Origin of the sequence: Gilliamella sp. B2772 (assembly GCF_026536985.1) — a bacterium.
In the GTDB taxonomy this organism is placed as follows: Bacteria; Pseudomonadota; Gammaproteobacteria; order Enterobacterales; family Orbaceae; genus Gilliamella; species Gilliamella apicola_E.
Genome location: NZ_JAFNNB010000003.1, coordinates 203,991 through 221,490, shown reverse-complemented (window position 1 = coordinate 221,490; position 17,500 = coordinate 203,991). Strand labels below are relative to the sequence as shown.

At 34.0% G+C, this 17,500-nt stretch carries 16 protein-coding genes; 11 read left to right on the top strand and 5 right to left on the bottom strand.

Annotated features, from left to right (window positions below):
• Nucleotides 1-90: 90 nt before the first annotated feature.
• A complete protein-coding gene (locus J3T98_RS08835) occupies nucleotides 91-1,434 on the bottom strand; it encodes an ATP-binding protein (protein WP_065562875.1) in 1,344 nt (447 codons plus the stop codon).
• A complete protein-coding gene (locus J3T98_RS08830; RefSeq protein WP_267357656.1) occupies nucleotides 1,431-2,159 on the bottom strand; it encodes a winged helix-turn-helix domain-containing protein in 729 nt (242 codons plus the stop codon). Before J3T98_RS08830 ends, J3T98_RS08835 begins: the two co-directional genes overlap by 4 nt.
• Nucleotides 2,160-2,317: 158 nt before the next feature.
• On the opposite strand from J3T98_RS08830, the gene J3T98_RS08825 reads away from it, so the two are divergent.
• The 4 genes from J3T98_RS08825 to J3T98_RS08810 are packed head-to-tail and all read left to right on the top strand — an operon-like array spanning nucleotide 2,318 to nucleotide 4,649.
• Entirely contained in the window at nucleotides 2,318-3,046 is a 729-nt protein-coding gene (locus tag J3T98_RS08825; protein WP_267362659.1) for an MtnX-like HAD-IB family phosphatase, read from the top strand.
• Nucleotides 3,047-3,056: 10 nt separating this feature from the next.
• On the top strand, nucleotides 3,057-3,884 hold the full coding sequence (locus J3T98_RS08820) for an alpha/beta hydrolase (RefSeq protein ID WP_267362658.1): 828 nt from the start codon (nucleotides 3,057-3,059) through the stop codon (nucleotides 3,882-3,884).
• 5 nt (nucleotides 3,885-3,889) lie between these two features.
• Nucleotides 3,890-4,246, top strand: coding sequence for an EamA family transporter (locus J3T98_RS08815; RefSeq protein ID WP_065562879.1), 357 nt, complete (start codon nucleotides 3,890-3,892; stop codon nucleotides 4,244-4,246).
• A 1-nt stretch (nucleotide 4,247) separates the two neighbouring features.
• Complete coding sequence (locus J3T98_RS08810) at nucleotides 4,248-4,649, top strand: DMT family transporter (RefSeq protein WP_220225264.1); 402 nt, start codon at nucleotides 4,248-4,250, stop codon at nucleotides 4,647-4,649.
• Nucleotides 4,650-4,698: 49 nt separating this feature from the next.
• Here the strand turns inward: J3T98_RS08810 and J3T98_RS08805 are convergent, their stop codons facing one another.
• The 3 genes from J3T98_RS08805 to J3T98_RS08795 all read right to left on the bottom strand — a co-directional run bounded on the left by J3T98_RS08805 (nucleotide 4,699) and on the right by J3T98_RS08795 (nucleotide 8,092).
• Nucleotides 4,699-5,571, bottom strand: a complete 873-nt coding sequence (locus tag J3T98_RS08805) for an arginase family protein (protein ID WP_267362657.1) — start codon at nucleotides 5,569-5,571, stop codon at nucleotides 4,699-4,701.
• Nucleotides 5,568-6,617 (bottom strand): GNAT family N-acetyltransferase, encoded by a 1,050-nt coding sequence (locus tag J3T98_RS08800; protein WP_065562882.1) that lies wholly within the window; start codon nucleotides 6,615-6,617, stop codon nucleotides 5,568-5,570. The genes J3T98_RS08805 and J3T98_RS08800 overlap by 4 nt, the downstream gene beginning before the upstream one ends.
• A gap of 65 nt (nucleotides 6,618-6,682) precedes the next feature.
• Complete coding sequence (locus tag J3T98_RS08795) at nucleotides 6,683-8,092, bottom strand: aspartate aminotransferase family protein (protein WP_110422514.1); 1,410 nt, start codon at nucleotides 8,090-8,092, stop codon at nucleotides 6,683-6,685.
• Nucleotides 8,093-8,262: 170 nt separating this feature from the next.
• On the opposite strand from J3T98_RS08795, the gene J3T98_RS08790 reads away from it, so the two are divergent.
• From J3T98_RS08790 to gyrB, 7 genes are all read left to right on the top strand, one after another.
• Entirely contained in the window at nucleotides 8,263-9,012 is a 750-nt protein-coding gene (locus J3T98_RS08790) for a MipA/OmpV family protein (protein ID WP_267362655.1), read from the top strand.
• Nucleotides 9,013-9,109: 97 nt separating this feature from the next.
• Nucleotides 9,110-10,018 (top strand): recombination-associated protein RdgC, encoded by a 909-nt coding sequence (locus tag J3T98_RS08785; RefSeq protein WP_065562883.1) that lies wholly within the window; start codon nucleotides 9,110-9,112, stop codon nucleotides 10,016-10,018.
• A gap of 180 nt (nucleotides 10,019-10,198) precedes the next feature.
• Nucleotides 10,199-11,299: a porin OmpA gene (gene ompA, locus J3T98_RS08780; protein WP_267339095.1), complete on the top strand. Its 1,101-nt coding sequence runs from the start codon at nucleotides 10,199-10,201 to the stop codon at nucleotides 11,297-11,299.
• Between the two features lie 157 nt (nucleotides 11,300-11,456).
• On the top strand, nucleotides 11,457-12,809 hold the full coding sequence (gene dnaA, locus J3T98_RS08775; protein WP_065562885.1) for a chromosomal replication initiator protein DnaA: 1,353 nt from the start codon (nucleotides 11,457-11,459) through the stop codon (nucleotides 12,807-12,809).
• Nucleotides 12,810-12,824: 15 nt separating this feature from the next.
• Nucleotides 12,825-13,928, top strand: a complete 1,104-nt coding sequence (gene dnaN, locus J3T98_RS08770; protein WP_267362653.1) for a DNA polymerase III subunit beta — start codon at nucleotides 12,825-12,827, stop codon at nucleotides 13,926-13,928.
• A 46-nt stretch (nucleotides 13,929-13,974) separates the two neighbouring features.
• Nucleotides 13,975-15,045, top strand: a complete 1,071-nt coding sequence (gene recF, locus J3T98_RS08765; protein ID WP_065562887.1) for a DNA replication/repair protein RecF — start codon at nucleotides 13,975-13,977, stop codon at nucleotides 15,043-15,045.
• A 42-nt stretch (nucleotides 15,046-15,087) separates the two neighbouring features.
• Nucleotides 15,088-17,499 carry a DNA topoisomerase (ATP-hydrolyzing) subunit B gene (gene gyrB / locus J3T98_RS08760; RefSeq protein WP_220225268.1) on the top strand — a complete coding sequence of 804 codons (2,412 nt, stop codon included), beginning with the start codon at nucleotides 15,088-15,090 and terminating at the stop codon, nucleotides 17,497-17,499.
• The last annotated feature ends 1 nt before the right edge of the window (nucleotide 17,500 follow it).

The following is a 17,500-nucleotide window of genomic DNA, read 5'->3' as shown; positions in this document are numbered from 1 at the left end:
AAGAGATTTCAGTTACCTGAAAAAAATAATTACCCTCAAACGGATAACACTCCTAAATAATTTTAACAATTATTTTAATTTTAACTTCAGTTATTCCTCACCTGATTTTATCGAAACGACAAATCGTGCACCACCTAGTGGGCTAGTAACCACGAATGCTTTACCGTCATGAAATTCTGCCATTAATTTTACATAAGCTAAGCCTAACCCATATCCACCAGTTGATCGTGTACGACTGGTGTCAAGGCGAGCAAAAGGCATAAAAATTTTTTCTCGAGAATCGAAAGGAATGCCTGCACCATCATCATCAATTTCCAAAATAACTCGGTTATCTTGTTTGGTTATATTTAATACTGCTTTATGGGCTGCATATTTAAACGCATTAAGTAGCAGATTTTTGACAATAGTTTCTGCCAAATTGATATCAATTTTAGCTTTAGCATCTTGGCTATGGCAAATGAGCTCAAAGCCCTTAGGTTTAAATAGTGCTAATGACTGACAAACTTTTTCACCCCATTGTTTTAACGATACAGTAGTAAAGTTTAATTCAATATTACTTTGCTGCATTTTAAAATAATTCAAACTAGCATTAATGAGGGTTTCAAGTTCATCTATATCATCACTCATTCCTTTTTGTAAATCAGATCTTTCTACTTCGTCTGTAGATTCTTCAAGCATACTTAACTCAAATCGCATTCGTGCAAGAGGGGTTCGTAGTTCATGTGCCATCGCATGTGAAATTGTTTGGTTAGTGCTGACAAGATGCTCAATGTGAGTCCCCATATTATTTAAAACATTGGCTAATGGTTTGAATAGCCAACCTTTCACATTTTCCGTTCGAGCCTTCAAATTGCCCTGTCCAAGTTGTTCTGCGGTTTGACGTATGTTGACCAGATCTTTCCATACAGCACTAAACGCGAAATAGATTAATATAAAAAAGATTATGGCACTAAATAATGCCCAAATAATAAGGAAAACGCTCAACGACATGGTATTTGATTCTAATATATCTCGCATTAGAATCGGCCCCAATTGTAATAAATGACCATCATTGAGATTGATATAGACAACTTCGTCATCACCATCATAAGCAAAATCAAGTTTTTCAAGTTCTTTTTTTACAGAATGAGATAATTCTGTATTTGCAGGTAACACTTTGATTGGATAACCAAAATATGGTTGTAACTCGTCAACTACTGCTTGCAGTGGGCGCTGTTTATTTTCATCAATGTGTTTGCGAATTAAGTTGACTGTTCCTCTTTGTGATTCACGAAAAACGATATGATCATCTGGCATATCAGTTAATGATGAAGGTAGTGAATCAAACACTAATAATGCGCCATAGGCGATAATACATTGCAATGAAAGTAAAATAACTAGATAAAAGACGATGCGGCGGTTAAAAAATAGCGGTTTAGCTAATAACTGTCTCAATGGTTTTCCCCTTCGCGCATGAATAAATACCCCTTTCCTCGAACCGTTTTAATTCTTGAAGGATTATCAGGATCATCAAGGAGTTTACGTCTTAACCGAGAAATTCGGGCATCAATTGAACGATCGCTACCGTCAAAATCAATCCCTCTAACTTGGGAAAATATATCGTCTCGAGATAGAATCTTACCTGCGTTATTAGCTAACAACCAGAGTAAGTCAAATTCGGCAGTCGTTAAATCTATTTCATGCCCGTCTAATAACACTTTACGATTTTCACCATCAATCACTAAATTTTCAAAGGCTAAAGTATTATTGTTAAATAAAGCAATTTGCTCTTTTAGGCCTTCTTTGTCTGTTTCATTTTGCTTTCGGCGTAGCAATGCTCGAATCCGAGCTAGTAATAATCGTGGCTCAACCGGTTTAGCTAAATAATCATCAGCGCCTAACTCTAATCCCACGATTTCATCAATATTATCTTCGCTAGCCGTCATTATAAGAATATAGTTACTGAACCATGAACGTATATCTCGACAGATATCAAATCCAGTTTTTTCAGGTAACATTACATCTAAAATAACCAAATCAGGGTTGATTTGTTGTATTTTTTCTTCTGCTCCTTCACCACTATTATGCCAATCGACCCTATATCCTTGACGGATTAGGTAGACTTGTATTAAATTGGCTAATCTTTCATCATCTTCGATAATTAATATGCGTTCACTCATTTCTGATTCTCTTTACCGTAAAGTGGACTTCGAGATGCTTCATTATACAGGCAAATAGAACCTCGTTACAAAATATATACAAAGAGCCAACAAAGTTAGCTACCACTTTGTGAGAAAATTGTCGCCAATATCTATAACTAGCAATTTTTACTTGGAATATGAATACTTTTTCATCAATTACTAATCATCTTTTTCAACCATCTTACACTCGCTATCACAACCCTATTATTTTGTGTGATTTTGATGGAACAATTAGTGTTAAAGATGTAACTGATACTTTACTTAGTCAGTTCGGCCAAGATGGCTGTGATGAGCTCGAAAAGTTGTGGGTTAGTGGTAAAATTGGTTCTCAAGAGTGTATGAGTAAACAGATTGCCTTAATGGACGCAAGCTTAGAAGAGCTTAATCAAGCATTGGAAAAAATTGAAATTGATTCTAGCTTTAAATCATTCATTAAGTATACCGAAAAAAAACATATACCAGTTCATGTAGTTAGTGATGGTTTAGATTATGCTATCCAATTTGTATTAAAGCGTCATGGTATTAAACATTTACCTATTTATGCCAATAAACTAATGCATGATAATCACAGAAGTTGGCGCCTTGAGTTTCCTTACGCTAATAAGGATTGTATAAAACAAAGTGGTAATTGCAAATGCAATCATGTAAAACAACAGCAACATTTTCCTCAAATATTGTATGTTGGTGATGGTACTTCTGATTTTTGCGTTTCACATCATGTCGATCTGGTTTTTGCTAAAGATAAGCTGATCAATTACTGTGAAAAAAATAACATTAAGCACACTGCTATTGTTAATTTTGCTGATGTAACAGAGGCTTTAAAACAAGCAGAGCAATCACTAATTCCAGTCATGATGGTGAAATAAAGGAACAATAATGAGTACAATTGAAGATTTATCTTATTTTTTACCAGGAAATAAAAATGGCGTGCTATTAATTCATGGTTTAACTGGCACACCAAATGAAATGCGTATTTTAGCCAATGGTTTACATAAAGTAGGATTTACTGTTTATGCAATACAATTGGCAGGTCACTGTGGTACTGAAGCAGATCTATGTAAAACAACTTGGCAAGATTGGTATAAAAGCGTTCAAGATGGCGCTGATTATTTAGCTAAACATGTAGACAACCTTTTTGTCGCAGGTTTATCAATGGGCGCACTTTTGGCGTTGAAACTTGCTGCAGATCGTCCAAATCAAGTTAAAGGTGTTGGTGTTCTAGCACCTACATTTTATTATGATGGTTGGAGTATGCCATTTTGGGCTAAAAAGTTTTTCTTTTTATTGGTCTATTTTAAAAAACTGGGTATTTTTCAAAAAGTCTCTTTTATTGAAAAACCGCCTTATGGTCTTAAAGATGAGCGTATCCGAGCGGTGGTATCAGAAAGCATGTTAAGTGGCGACGCTGCATCCGCTGGACTTGCTGGAAATCCATTTCCTGCATTAGCAGAAATGCAATTATTGGCAAAACATGTTCGCCAAGAATTACCAAAAGTTACGTCACCTTGTTTAATTATGCATTCAGGTAATGACGATATTGCCAATATTGAAACTAATGCAAAATTAGTTGAGAAGAATGTTTCTGGTCCAAAACGATTAGTTGTATTAAATGATAGTTATCATTTAATTACTATTGATAGCCAACGCCGTGAAGTAATTAAAGAGTGCGCTTCATTTTTTAATAATCTGGCAGAAGGAACTTAAGCATAATGTCATCCTTAGTTATTTTTCTTTGGGTTAGTAATATTTGTTTTGATACCTTAGGACAAGTTGCTTTTAAATATGCTGCAATATCACCTACTAATAGAGATGGATGGTACTATTGGTTAGATCTCGCCAAAAATCATTGGATTTGGATAGGAATATCATCTTACATTGCCGAATTTTTACTGTGGTTAGCTTTTTTAACTTTAGTTCCACTTTCCCAAGGTGTATTGCTCGCCTCATTTAATATCATCACTATCATGTTAGTAGGTCGGATTCTATTTAAAGAATTACTGACGGTATATCGTGTTATTGGTATGTCTTTAATTACTGCTGGTGTGATCTTTGTGGGGTTATCTTAATATGGCTAAGTTCTATTTAATTGGTTTTACCGTATTATTAATGTTTGATACGATTGCACAATGTAGCTTTAAATTGGCTGCCGAACATGCCCAGCCACTTTCGATGAGCGTTGAATGGATAGTTAGGGTATTTTCCGGTCATTGGATCTATGTATCAATAGCTGGCTACATTTTTACCTTCTTTACTTGGATGACTTTATTAAAAAAAGCGCCTGTAGGGCCTGCTTTTGCTGCTTCACATTTTGAAGTTGTTACCGTAATGATTGCTTCAGTTTGGCTATTTAATGAACCTATCACTTTATTTAAGTTAATTGGAACTATATTGATTGTTTCAGGGATTTTGTTTTTAGCACTAGCAGAAAGTAAACTTGCGAAGAAAGATACTCATCATCGTTCTAAATAACTTCAAGATAAGGATTAAAAACCTGGCAAACTATATCAGTTCTTGAATGCTAGGTTTTTAAAGCTTTTAATAATGTTAAATTAAGTTGATGTTGTTCTTGTTGCCAATCATTTAACTTTTCTAATGATATCTCAGGCTGTTTGTCCAGTGAACTTAGTAATCTCTTAAACCAATTTTTAGGCTGCCATATTGATAATTCGCCCGTGATATCACTACCGATAATCCGAGGCTTAATAGATGTAATAGTATCTAATAAATGATAGGTTTGTAGTTTTCCTTGGTCCCAATTGGTATGAATAACTTCTTCACTTAAGGCATCTTTATCTATCGATAAATATATCGGTTTAGTATTACGGTATTGTTCGGATAGAAACTGAGTAATAAGATCATCTGGCGAATCAAAATAGCGAAAAGCATGACTTAAACCAATTTTCTTAGCCCAGGAGACATTAACATCTATGCTCCAATAAGTCAGTTTTTTATGAAACAATGGTGACCATCTATTTTCCCAAAAATGCCATAAGCCAATATCATGTGATGTAATTCCTAATACATGTACATGGCTAACAAAAGGTAAACTAGCCACATAGCTAACCCATGATCCACAGTGAATGCCAAACAGATAACGCATGTTATCTGGATGGTTGTCGAAAATAACTAATTCAATGGGATTTTCTTCTGTATATTGCTTAGCTAGCTGCTCAATAAGTAATAACGAAATATGGTGGTAATCACCACTACCCATTAATACCGTACCATAGCTTTCTGGTAATGATTGTTGTAATACCTTTTTAAAGTTTTGGAATTTTTTTGTACTACAACCAAAGCGAATGACATCTTGCCACTGAGTAAAATCAATCGTTTTAGCATTATCAATTTTACCTACACTTTGATCAAAGTTAAGGATAACTAGCGATGTCATGCTACTTTCTCCTTATCAGTTTCGAAATGGCCAATTAATCTACGCAAAACAGCCCTTAATAAAGGATTTCGTATATAAACTAAGTGTTTAGTTAAGGTAAAACTAGCACCTAAAGAAGCTTTAACTTCTGGATCAGTCCAACCTGCAACATAATTACTAAGTTTTTGTTGTAATGCATATTCAAGATTAACAAACCAACTAACAAAATAGAGGTTTAATTCTCTTGCTTGAGGATAAACCATTCCTATGTATTTATCGATTAAAACATTGTTCACTACAAAACAGATGTTATAACCAATTAATTGTCCATTATGATGATAAGTAAAAATACGTCCATTTGAGGATTTGCTTTGCAGTAATTGGGTGAAAAATGGCTTAGTTAATAAATCAAAATGTACTTCACTCTGCTCATATACATTCAGATAAAGTTGATAATATAGATCAAGAGTCGCCTCATCAAAAAAACAATCATCACCAGTTTGTAAGATGTTAATCTCCAATTTTTCACGGGACTTTAGTTTTCTTCTTAAATTTTTACGACGACTGTATGATAGTTTTGCAAAAAAATCATCGATCGACTCAAAATCAATTGGAACCCAAGCTAAAGCTTGTCCTTCAACTTCAATAAACCCCCGTTCTTTTAAGGAACCAATAATCTGTTTAGAATATTGATTATCCTGCTTACTAAGCAGAGGTGAATCGGATGGCAAATCTTTAACAATAACAAATGGATATTTTTTTGTATAAGCTGCCTTAACATTGTCAGCTAATTGATGCGCATCGATTTTATTAGTCAATAAACTATATTCTGAAACGGTTGTACCCACAAAGCATGTTTTTGGTTGTAACCAATGCCGCCATTTTTTATAAAAAGGCAATTTATGAACTTTATGTTTAAAATCATCATCAGCAGTTATGAGCAAATCAAACTTAGCGGAAAAAGCAGGTATACCGTCTTCACTCATCCAGCTAGTAAACTCTCGCGGAGGATGAGAAAGAAAATTGTTGATTAATTCATTAGGTTCTAATTGATTGATATATCGCATAACTTTCTATAAATGATCTGAAATTCCCGCTAATTGATATTAGCGGGATTATTTTGATTTAAGACTTAAAGTTCTTTTTTAGCTCGAGTAATTAATTGATCGAGTAGTTCAATACCTTGATCAATCTCTTGACGAGTAATATGTAATGAAGGAGCAAAAGTGATAACATTTTTGTAATAACCACCAATATCAAGCACCAAGCCCATTTTGTTACCTTTCCAATCAAGATCACCTGACATACCAATATCTACCATTTTATCAACTAATGCTTTGTTAGCTGTAAATCCATCTTCGGTACAAATTTCAGCACGAAGTGCAAGACCTAGGCCATCAACTTCGCCTATTTCTTTATGTTTCTTCTCAAGTGTTTTTAATCCTTCAAGGAAATATGCACCGCTATCCATTACCATTTTTTCGTAATCTGTTTCAGAAGTCATTTTTAATACTTCTAGGCCAACTGCGGTACCTAAAGGATTTGAAGCAAACGTAGAGTGGGTTGAGCCAACTGGGAATACTTCTGGATTGATTAACTCTTCACGAGCCCATAAACCACCTAATGGATTTAAACCATTAGTTAATGCTTTCGCAAATACCACCACATCAGGTTTAACATCAAAATGTTCAATTGACCATAATTTACCAGTACGATAAAAGCCCATTTGAATTTCATCAACAACTAATAAAATACCATATTGATCTAAAACTTTTTTCAGACCTTTAAAGTAATTACGAGGAGGAACAATATAACCACCCGTTGCTTGTAATGGTTCGGCATAAAATGCAGCATATTCTGCTTGTCCGACTTTGGGATCCCATACACCGTGATACTCAGTTTCAAATAAACGTGCAAACTCAGCAACTAAGTGTTCACCATATTCTTCTGCTGTCATTCCTTTTGGACGACGGAACGGATATGGGAATGGTACAAACATTGCACGATCACCAAAATGACCATAACGACGACGGTAACGGTAGCTCGAAGTAATTGAAGATGCACCCAAAGTACGACCATGGTAACCACCTTGAAATGCAAACATCAGGGATTTACCACCAGTAGCATTACGAACGACTTTTAATGAATCTTCAATACATTGTGAACCACCAACATTAAAATGAACTCGTCCTTGGTAACCGAATCGCTGTTCCATACCTTGAGCAATTGTTTTTGCTAATTCGATTTTAGTTGGATGTAAATACTGGCTAGCACATTGCGGTAAAGTATCGATTTGCTTTTTAAGTACGTTATTTAAACGCTCATTAGCATAACCAAAGTTACAAGCAGAGTACCACATTTGTAAATCAAGGAAGGCTTTACCTTCTTTATCATACATGTAACTACCTTCACAACCATCAAAAATCTTTGGTGGTTCAACATAATGCACGGTATCACCAAATGAACAGTATTTTGCTTCATCCGCTAATAACGTTGCATCGTCGGGACGACTATTAATCATTTCTAAAGTTGGTTTACTCATAATTTATCTCACTAATCCATATTCAAATATGACAAAATGTGGCATTATTATCAGAGAAAATGGATTGTAACAATGTACATTTAATGTATAGATTTTGTGACAACAAGCCTTGAGTGACAAAATAACTACAATAATTGTCTTAAATCATATCAGTATGAGTGGTTATCAAAATGAAAAAATTAAGCTGCATAATCTCACTATTATCAATGTTTCCTTTAGGGTATACTCATATTGCGTCAGCAGATCCTACTTCATTAGGCGTCGGTTTGGGTTGGTCTAACTCACCATATAAAAATTATAGTTCAAGTTACTATCCGGTTCCTCATATTGATTATGATAATGGCTATTTTTTTATTGATGATCTATCAGCTGGTATTTACGCTTTTAACAACGATAATCAAAGTTTATCATTTGGCGTTCGTTATCTTGCTAATGAATTTAAACCTCATGATTCTGACAATCATAAGTTAAGACAACTTAATAGTCGTCATTCCACTGTGTTAGCTGAAATTGATTATGATATCACCACTAATTGGGGTATTTTTTCAAGTAGTATTGGCGCTGATATGCTCAATAATAGTAATGGAATCTTAGTTAATGCCGACTATACTGTTCCTTATATACAAGGTAATTTAATTATCGCACCTACTATTGGTATTAACTGGGCTGATGGTAAACATAATGACTATTATTATGGTGTATCTCATAAAGAATCTTCATGTTCAGGATTACGCTATTTCAATGCAGATAGTTCTTTTACACCTTACTTTGAAATCGGTGCGCAATATTCTTTAACAGATAATATCGCTACTTTTGGCGGAATTCATATTGATAAACTGACTGGTGATGCAGCTGACAGCCCTATGGTTGATGATAGTACGATAACATCCATTTATATGGGCTTATCTTATAAATTTTAATACTTTTATTAAATCTTATTAATAATACTTTATTTTCTGTGAAAATCTTATTTTAATTAAATAATTTTCATGAATTAATTTTTGGAAAAATTACACTATGCTTTGGTTTAAAAACGCAATTATCTATCAACTTAATAATGATAATTTACTGGATAAACAGACTATTGAAAATGCACTCAAATCTGCTTTATTTTCTCCTTGTGGTAATTTAGATACCACCAAAATGGGTTGGGTATCCCCTTACGATGATAACAATTTGGATGATTTTATTATTGATATGCAAGGGCATTTATTATTAAAAATAAAGAAAGAAACTAAAATTTTACCTGCACCCGTCATCAAACAAGCCTTAAATGAGAAGATTGACAAGCAAGAGAAGGCATTAAGCCGTAAACTTAGTAAAAATGAAAAAGCGACATTAAAAGATGAAGTGATGATCGATTTAATGCCTAGAGCATTTAGCAAATATAACTATTATTGGTTATGGATCGACATTGAAAATAAAAGGATTATTATCGATTGCAGTAGTTTTAAACTTGCTGAAGATATTCTAGCGATTTTACGGAAAGAACTTGGAGCATTAGCATTAACGCCTCTTTCCATCGAAAAACCGCTTGAAAAGATTATGACAACTTGGGTTAGAGAAAAACTTAGTTTTCCTCCTTTTATATTGGGTGATGAAGCAGAATTAAAAGATCCACTTGAAGGTAATGGGATTATCAGTTGTAAAAATCAAGATATTACAAGTGATGAAATGTTAGTTCATTTAGATTCTGGTAAATGGGTCACCAAACTTAAAATCATTGATGAACGTGGAATCAATTTTATTATTAATCCTGACTTAACATTGAAAAGAATTAAATTTGATTCTGTTATTTTAGATGAAAATGAAGATATTGGATCTGATGAATTTGATAAACGTTTAGAAGCTGATTTCTATATTATGGCTAACACATTATCAAACTCAATTAACGATTTATATATTATTATAAATAAGATTGTTTAATTTTTTTACAATATATTATCAATTATTCTAGATCCGAATAATAATTGTGCTATAATACGTAATAGATTATGTGTAACATAATTGGTCATTAAGTATAAAACACCGTAAAAATTAAGTAAAATTAAACAATAAAAGCAAATTAAACAACGTCTATTACAACAAATAAGTTGAGGCAAAAAAATGAAAAAAACAACTCTAGCTCTAGCAATGGCTGTTGCAAGTTTAACCGCTACTGCCGCTAATGCTGCATATGAAGACAATACTTTTTATGTAGGTGCTAAATTAGGTTGGTCAGAACTTTATAATCTAGACGCAAATAAAGTTCGTGGTTATGATAAAGATGAAGCTGGTATTAAAACTTCTAATAGAAGTAATGTTGCTGGCGGTGCTTTCCTTGGTTTCCAAGCTAATCCTTACTTAGCTTTTGAATTAGGTTATGATTGGTTAGGTTCTGCAAAATATAAAAGAACTTATCTTGGTGATCATTCTAACGCTGGTAATAGTAAAGTTTCAGCACAAGGCGTTTCTTTAACTGGTAAATTAAGTTACCCACTATCATTCATTTCTGACGATTTAGATATTTATGGTCGTGCTGGTGGAATGGTAACTATTGCTAAATGGAAAAATAGTGGTGATATCAAAGAAGCTTACGGCAGTGGTGGAACAAAAACTGATTTATCACCAGTTTATGCTTTAGGTCTTGATTATCGTCTTAACGAAGATTTCTCCACTCGTTTAGAATACCAATATGTTCAACATATTCATACTAAAACTCACGCATCTCCAGATGCAGGAACTGTAAGCTTAGGTATTACTTACCGTTTAGGTTCTCCATCTGTTGCAGCTCCAGTTGAAATCAAAACTGAAGTAAATCGTTATGTTTTAAATGAAGATGTGTTATTTGCTTATGCAAAATCTGATTTAAAAGCAGAAGGTCGTCAAGCACTTGATAATTTATTAACTACTCTTGTTAAAATTAACCCAACTCAAAGTGCTATCGTAGTAATTGGTCACACTGATCGTATCGGTTCAGATAGCTATAACCAAAAACTATCAGAACGTCGTGCACACACTGTATTGAACTATTTAGTTCAAAAAGGTGTTCCAGCTGAAATCATCACTTCACGCGGTATGGGTAAAGCACAACCAGTTACTGGTAATAAATGTAATGCACTTCGTGGCGCTGACTTAAAAGCATGCTTAGCACCAGATCGTCGTGTTGAAATTGAAGTTAAAGCACGTAACGTGCAAGAGGTCCAAGTAATTGATCAAACAAAATAGTTTTTGTTATTAATTACACCTTTGAACCCAGCTTCGGCTGGGTTTTTTCATTTATATGTTAATAATTAAATTATATCTTGCTTGAACCCTACAAATTATCCACAAAAAAGATTATAATTATTCCAGTATTGTTAGTATCCCAATTAAAGGAGTAGCCATGTCTACCTCGATTTGGCAAGATTGTCTTTCTCAATTACAAGAAGCGCTTCCTACAACAGAATTCAACTTATGGATTCGACCGTTACAAGTGGAAATGGTTGAGAATAAACTCTATATTTATGCTCCAAACAGATTTGTATTAGATTGGGTTAAGAATAAATATTTAACGACTATTTCGCAATTATTAAATAATTTACTGGGTAATGATTCACTAAAATTATATTTGGAAGTTGGTTCAACTTTATCTGTAGAAAAAAAATCTAAAATTAATAAATCTGATGTTGTACCTTCTTGGAAAACAACAAAAGAGAATAATAATAATCACACTTATTATTCAGGTATTAATCATAAGCATACTTTCAACAGCTTTGTTGAAGGTAAATCTAATCAACTTGCTGTTGCAGCAGCTAAACAAGTAGCTGAAAATCCAGGAAAAGCTTACAACCCTCTTTTTTTATATGGCTCAACAGGTTTAGGAAAAACTCACTTGTTACATGCTGTTGGTAATGAAATTATGGCAGGTAAAGCTAACGCTAAAGTTGTTTATATGCATTCAGAACGCTTTGTTCAAGACATGGTCAAAGCTTTACAAAATAATGCTATTGAAGAGTTTAAAAACTATTATCGATCTGTTGACGCTCTCCTTATTGATGATATTCAATTTTTTGCAAATAAAGAGCGTTCACAAGAAGAGTTTTTCCATACATTTAATTCATTGTTAGAAGGCAACCAACAAATTATCCTAACCTCGGATCGTTATCCTAAAGAAATTGATGGTGTAGAAGATCGTTTAAAGTCAAGGTTTGGTTGGGGATTAACCATCGCTATAGAACCACCAGAACTTGAAACTCGAGTGGCTATTTTGATGAAAAAAGCAGACGAAAACAAAATAAAATTACCTGAAGAGGTCGCTTTTTTCATTGCTAAACGACTACGATCAAACGTAAGAGAATTAGAAGGTGCACTTAATCGAGTTATTGCCAATGCTAATTTTACAGGCAAATCTATCACCATTGATTTTGTCAAAGATGCTTTAAAAGATTTACTTGCCTTACAAGAAAAATTGATTACTATTGAAAATATTCAAAAAACGGTTGCTGAATATTATAAAATTAAAGTTTCTGACTTATTATCTAAACGCCGTTCTCGTTCTGTCGCAAGACCAAGACAAGTAGCAATGGCGTTAGCGAAAGAGCTAACCAACAAAAGCCTTCCAGAAATAGGTGATGGTTTTGGTGGAAGAGATCATACAACAGTATTACATGCATGTCGGAAGATCGCAGAGTTAAAAGAAGAAAGCAATGACATTAAAGAGGATTATTCCAATTTAATTCGAACATTATCAACTTAAAAAAGAATTAACACTATGAAATTTATTATAGATCGTGAAAAACTTATCAAACCATTGCAACTTGTTAGTGCACCATTAGGTAGCCGACCTACCCTCCCCATTTTAGGTAATTTATTTTTGCAGGTGAGTGAAAACACGCTATCCATGACGGGAACAGATTTAGAAATTGAAATGATTTCTCATATTCCCCTAACAGAGCCTAGTGAAGCGGGTGCTACAACTGTTCCAGCTAGAAAGTTTCTTGATATCTGTCGAAATCTTCCTAGTGATGCTCAAATATCGATAAGCGTTGACGATAATCGATTGATTATTCAGTCAGGTCGAAGTAAATTTTCTTTATCTACACTACCTGCATCAGATTTTCCTAATCTAGAAAATTGGCAAAGTGATGTTGAACTTTCTATACCTCAAAAGACTATCAAACGACTTATAGACGCAGTTCAATTCTCAATGGCTAACCAAGATGTAAGATATTATTTAAATGGTATGCTATTTGAAATTGAAGATGGTCTATTAAAAACCGTTGCAACTGATGGTCATCGATTAGCTGTGTGTGCTCAACCTGTTGGTCATGAGATCTCTGAATGCTGTTCAGTCATTTTACCAAGAAAAGGCGTAATTGAACTGGCAAAACTAGTTGGTGATAATGATGAGCTAGTTAATATGCAAATTGGTAACAATAATTTACGTATTAGTCTTGGCGATTTTACTTTTACTTCAAAACTTATTGATGGAAAATTTCCTGATTATAAACGTGTAATGCCTCGTAATCCTGATAAACCACTTGAAGTATCATGTGAAGAACTAAGAAATGCTTTATCTCGTGTTGCGATTCTTTCAAATGAAAAATTTCGCGGCATAAGATTATATGTACATAGCAATCAGATTAAAATTACTGCAAACAATCCTGAACAAGAAGAAGCAGAAGAAGTTATTGATGTAAAATACGAATCTCAAGAGCTTGAAATTGGTTTTAATGTAACGTATTTATTGGACATATTAAACACATTAAAATGCGATAGCGTCCAATTATTATTAACCGATGCAACATCAAGTGTGCAAATTGAAGATATCAACAACCAATCTGCAACTTATGTTGTTATGCCAATGCGCTTATAATTAACGATCATTTAAACTTCCGGCCTCGGCCGGAAACTTTACCGACATGACACTTTCTCAAATCAAAATTTATCACTTTCGAAATATTGATTATGCTGAATTATCATTATCCAAACATTTTAATTATATAGTTGGTGATAATGGTAGCGGAAAAACCAGCCTACTAGAGGCGATTTATATGCTCGGACATGGTCGAGCTTTTAGACATATTCAATCCAATCGAATAATACAACATGAAAAACCAGAGTTAGTATTATTTAGTCAAATTGAATCTGCACAAAAAACTCGAACAATAGGTTTATCAAAAACACGCCATAACGATAATACGATAAAAATTGATGGTGACGAAGGATTTCGGTTGACGGATTTAGCTAAATTATTACCAATTCAACTTATTACGCCTGAAGGATTTGATCTACTTACCGGAGGACCAAAATATCGCCGTGCTTTTATAGACTGGGGGTGTTTTCATCACTATCCTGAATTTGTATCACTTTGGAATAACTTAAAACGCCTTTTTAAACAGCGTAATGCATTATTAAAACAGTCATCAAACTATAATCAATTATTACCTTGGGATAAAGAGTTAGCACCGATTGCAGAAAAAATCAGCCAGATTAGGGCTAGTTATAGTCAAAATATATTTCCTCAAATTATGCAAACCTGTCATGATTTTCTACCAGAATATCAACTTAATTGCCAATATTATCAAGGCTGGGAGCATGGAATCAGTTATTCAGATATATTATATAGACAATTTGAAAGAGATAAGTTCATTAATTATACTTCGCTAGGTCCTCATAAAGCAGATTTAAAATTACGAATAGATAATATTCCTGTTGAAGATTTATTATCTCGGGGACAATTAAAATTACTCATGTGTGCATTACGTTTGTCTCAAGGTGAATATTTCTCAGAAACAACAGGCCAATCCTGTATTTACTTAATTGATGACTTTGCTTCAGAGCTTGATAAAAATAAACGTAACTTATTAGCAAAACGATTAAAATCAGCACAATCTCAAGTTTTCATTACAGCGGTTAATCAAGAGCAAATTAGCCATATGATCGATGAAAATGATAAGATTTTTCACATAAATTCTGGTATAATTTCTTAAATATACAAAATGATATAAATAATCAAATAAGTCGAGAAATCCATGTCTAACTCTTATGATTCTTCCAGCATTAAAGTACTTAAAGGACTTGATGCTGTCCGAAAACGCCCAGGTATGTATATTGGTGATACTGATGATGGAACAGGGCTTCACCATATGGTTTTTGAAGTGGTAGATAATGCCATTGATGAAGCATTAGCTGGTTATTGTCACCATATTGAAGTTACAATCCATCCTGATAATTCCGTTTCTGTACGAGATGATGGTCGAGGTATACCTACTGGCATCCATGAAGAAGAAGGTATTTCCGCAGCAGAAGTTATTATGACTGTTTTGCATGCCGGTGGTAAATTTGATGATAATTCATACAAAGTGTCTGGTGGTTTACATGGTGTTGGTGTTTCAGTCGTCAATGCTTTATCAGATAAGTTAGAATTAGTGATTTATCGTGAAGGTAAAATACATAAACAAATTTATCATTTAGGCGTTCCTGAAGAACCGCTAAAAATCATTGGTGAAACAACTGAATCAGGTACATATGTTCGTTTTTGGCCAAGTCCAGAAACTTTTTCTAACATTGAATTTGTGTATGACCATCTGGCAAAAAGATTACGCGAACTATCATTCTTAAATTCAGGTGTTTCAATCAAACTCACCGATGAACGTACAGGTAAAAGTGAACATTACCATTATGAAGGTGGTATTCAAGCTTTCGTAGAATATCTAAATAAAAATAAAAACCCAATTCATCCAAAGATTTTTTATTTTAGTACTGAGAAAGATAATATTGGTGTCGAAGTTGCACTACAATGGAATGACGGTTACCAAGAAAATATCTATTGTTTTACAAATAACATTCCTCAACGTGATGGTGGTACTCACTTGGCTGGCTTCCGTGGCGCTATGACACGTACATTAAATAACTACATGGAAACCGAAGGCTATAGCAAAAAAGCAAAAATTAGTGCTACAGGTGATGATGCTCGAGAAGGGTTAATTGCTGTTGTATCGGTAAAAGTGCCTGATCCTAAATTCTCATCACAAACTAAAGATAAATTGGTGTCATCTGAAGTTAAATCAGCAGTTGAGTCTGTAATGGGCGAAAAACTAGCTGAATATTTACTTGAAAATCCTTCAGATGCAAAAATTGTAGTAGGTAAAATTATCGATGCAGCGAGAGCTCGTGAGGCAGCAAGAAAAGCTCGCGAAATGACACGTCGTAAAGGCGCTTTAGATTTAGGTGGTTTGCCTGGAAAACTTGCTGATTGCCAAGAAAAAGATCCCGCTTTATCTGAACTATACCTAGTGGAAGGGGACTCTGCAGGTGGCTCTGCAAAACAAGGACGAAATCGTAGAAACCAAGCAATTTTACCGTTAAAAGGTAAAATTCTAAATGTTGAAAAAGCTCGTTTTGACAAAATGCTTTCTTCACAAGAAGTAGCAACGTTAATTACTGCTTTAGGTTGTGGCATTGGCCGTGATGAATATAATCCAGATAAAATGCGTTACCATAGCATTATTATTATGACCGATGCCGATGTTGATGGATCGCATATTAGAACATTATTGCTAACATTCTTCTACCGTCAAATGCCTGAGATCATTGAACGAGGTTATGTCTATATTGCTCAACCACCACTATATAAGGTCAAAAAAGGGAAACAAGAGCAATATATTAAAGATGACGATGCAATGACTCAATTCCAAATCGCTTTGGCATTAGAAGATGCATCATTACATGTTAATGACCATGCTCCAGCTTTAGCTGGCGAAGCTTTAGAAAAATTAATTGCCGAATATCAGAAAGTCGAAAAATTAATTACTAAAATGGAACGTCGCTACCCTAAAGCCTTATTATCAGAATTAGTTTATCAGGAAGTATTAGATGAAAATATCTTGAAAGATCAACACAAAGCTGAAAATTGGGCAAAATCTATTGTTGAAAAACTATCTAATAAAGAACAACACGGTAGTACCTACCTTTATAGTGCGGATTACAACGAAAAAGCAGAATTGTATATACCTGTTATTAAAGTAAGAACACATGGTGTGGATACTAATTATGCGTTAGATCAAGTGTTTATTCATAGTAATGAATATCGAAATATCTGCCATTTAGGATCACAATTGAAAGATTTACTTGAGGAAAGCGCATTTATACAACGTGGTGAGAGAAAACAACCAGTTAGCTCATTTGAAGATGCAGTTGATTGGTTAATTCGTGAATCTCGTCGAGGATTAACTATCCAACGTTATAAAGGTTTAGGTGAAATGAACCCAGAACAATTATGGGAAACAACCATGGATCCAACAAGCCGAAGAATGTTACAAGTAACCATTAAAGATGCCATTGAAGCAGATCAATTATTTACTACATTAATGGGTGATGAGGTTGAACCTCGTAGATTATTCATTGAAGAAAATGCCTTGAAAGCAGCTAATTTGGATTTCTAAT